The organism is SAR324 cluster bacterium (genome assembly GCA_029245725.1).
Lineage (GTDB): Bacteria > SAR324 > SAR324 > SAR324 > NAC60-12 > JCVI-SCAAA005.
Map to the genome: position 1 here is coordinate 1 of JAQWOT010000199.1, position 2,409 is coordinate 2,409.

General features: G+C 41.2%; 3 protein-coding genes. 1 reads left to right on the top strand and 2 read right to left on the bottom strand.

Features of this window, described 5'->3' with window-relative positions:
• The first annotated feature begins 500 nt into the window (after positions 1-500).
• Positions 501-1,034: a terminase small subunit gene (locus tag P8O70_10445; protein MDG2197291.1), complete on the top strand. Its 534-nt coding sequence runs from the start codon at positions 501-503 to the stop codon at positions 1,032-1,034.
• Positions 1,035-1,473: 439 nt separating this feature from the next.
• On the opposite strand, the gene P8O70_10450 is transcribed toward P8O70_10445, so the two are convergent.
• Both P8O70_10450 and P8O70_10455 read right to left on the bottom strand, forming a co-directional pair.
• The gene (locus P8O70_10450) at positions 1,474-2,019 is read right to left on the bottom strand and encodes a DUF3015 family protein (protein MDG2197292.1); all 546 of its coding nucleotides are present in this window, start codon (positions 2,017-2,019) and stop codon (positions 1,474-1,476) included.
• Between the two features lie 179 nt (positions 2,020-2,198).
• On the bottom strand, positions 2,199-2,409 hold a 211-nt coding region (locus P8O70_10455; GenBank protein MDG2197293.1), incomplete at its 5' end, for a DUF3015 family protein.

Below are 2,409 nucleotides of genomic sequence, written 5' to 3' on the forward strand. Positions count from 1 at the left end.
TCAGTCCAACCAATCGGCAGAATGCCAGAAGGCTGACAGGTCGAGTAAGGTCCTGATAGCAGTGGGTAATCAATACGGTATAGCGAACCTACGATGCTCTTCCTCAGATCTATCCTCAAATACCCCAATCTTTTGACAACACAATCTGGACAAATAGGCACTAACCTCGGTTTTGCATTCAAAAGCTTGCACGAACACATCCCATAAGCCTCTCAGAGTTTCTCTTCACTCACGCCAGATCGTCTTTAGATTTCGACCGAATTGTGGTATAATGAAAAAGTTTAATTAATTGAAATTATGTGGTATTTATTGATAAAAAAACGAAATACTCTATCTCTCTGACACATCAAACCATCATCAGTAATTTATCCTTTACAGAGATTGATCAAAACATATCCAACTTACCTTAGGGGGGACAGACCAAATACCCCCACCCTTCATTAATTACCTCCTCTAATCGATTTTTATCTGAGCCCAATTTTCTACCGAGGAGAATTCTGATGAATACATCTCCAAATCTGACCTTCAAGCAGCAACGATTCGTTGAAGAATATCAAGTCGACGGCAATGGAACACAGGCTGTTCTTCGGGCAGGCTACAAGACCAAGCATCCGGCGGAAATGGCGTACGGACTACTAAGAAATACTAAGGTCAAACATAGCCTTCAGGATGCTCAGAATGCCCGTAGAGAGCGTTTACAAATGCGGGCAGATTCGACTGTTCAGCAGCACATTGAACTGAAGGACAAGGCTCTGGAGGCTTGTGACTATCAGACATCACTTAGGGTCCTGAATCAGCTAGTCAAACACCTGAAAATCTTCGAGCATTATCACGCAGCACCACTGTTGGAAGCAATCGAAAAAGACCCAGATAATCTTGAAGAGTTGATTGATCGATTCCTCTGGGTCAACACTTCACTGGGCAACTGGTCATATGTCCTGAGGGCTTTGGAATTGAAGGTGAAGCTAGCTGGGGAGAAGAACAAAGAATGGGACTATGAAGAGCTGTTGAATTCTTTGGAGTTAGTTGCTTGAGAGTTTTCAACACAGAATATTAACAGTAATCAGTGCATTAGGGGTAGCTGAGTATTAGTCAGGATTGTGAAGTGAGTAATTCGAATGCCTAAAGGGTTTCATAGGCTATCAGAACAGAAAACAGATAGATTTGGACTAAATTCCGTTGTTAAACCTGCTAACTGTCTTTGCTGTGATAAAAATTGAACTAGCCCCAGATGAGCAATCAGATGAGGCCAAGCAGATAGAAGGATGGTGCGAATGTATACTTTCTGTATTAGTATACATTTAGAAAATCCCACCAAACCAAGTAAACACTAAGCTTACAAGTGATTTGATCAATACGCCTTAAAGACAGAGGCCCAATTGTTACCAAATCTACTATTTGATAAATAACATTAGGCAGACAATATTCTGAGGAGACTAGTTGGTGAGGTGTGTCAGGATGGTGGAATTTGGCTTATGAGTTGGGCCAACAGGCAGTTAGTTGATCATCACTATTGACCACCGTGTAGAATTCATTGACCGAGTGATTGATATCATCTTTGGCAAATATACCGTGATAGTTTTGCTGCATTGCTTTTTCAAGAAGCGCCGTTTGTTGGGCATTACAACCAACTTGTGAGGCAAGTGCTTCTAAGTGTGGGCCTTGGCCTTGTGCGCTTTCTTCAGCGATTTGTTTATAGCTTTTGTCGAAGAACTTTTCAATGTTGGCAATTCGTGAATTGCAATCAGTCGAAGTTGCACTCAACCCAACAGATTGAACGGTAGTTCCGATAGCTATATCTGAAGTAAATTCGGTAGACTCGGTAGTTGGTTCTGTTGTCAATCCAAACCCACTTCCACGTTTTGAAGGTGTTTGAGGGATTTTAGTCCTTTCAAATCCAGCATGGTTTTGCATAGTTATAAGATTTCTAAACCCTCTGTGACAGGCAAACGCATTGGACGAACTGATTAAAAAAACTAATCCAGTAAGTGTAAATACTAATTTGAATGATCTCATCATTACTCTATTAAGATATGGTCGGTATTATATCATTCCTTAGATTTTTAACCTTTTCCATGCAGATGCATGGTTGATACCCGTTCGGCACTACGTATAATGGCAGCATTTTACTGCCTGAGTTCTTAGACCATTGGATTAACAATCATTCGGTGAGGTATGTCAGGATGGTGGAATTTGGCTTATGTATTGGGCCAACAAGCAGCAAGTTGCTCATCATTGTTGACCACCGTATAGAATTCATTGATTGAATGACTAATATGATCTTTGGCAAATACACCATGATAGTTTTGCTGCAATGCCTTTTCGAGAAGCACCGTTTGTTGGGCATTACAACCAACATGTGAGGCAAGTGCTTCTAAGTGTGGGCCTTGGCCTTGTGCACTTTCTTCA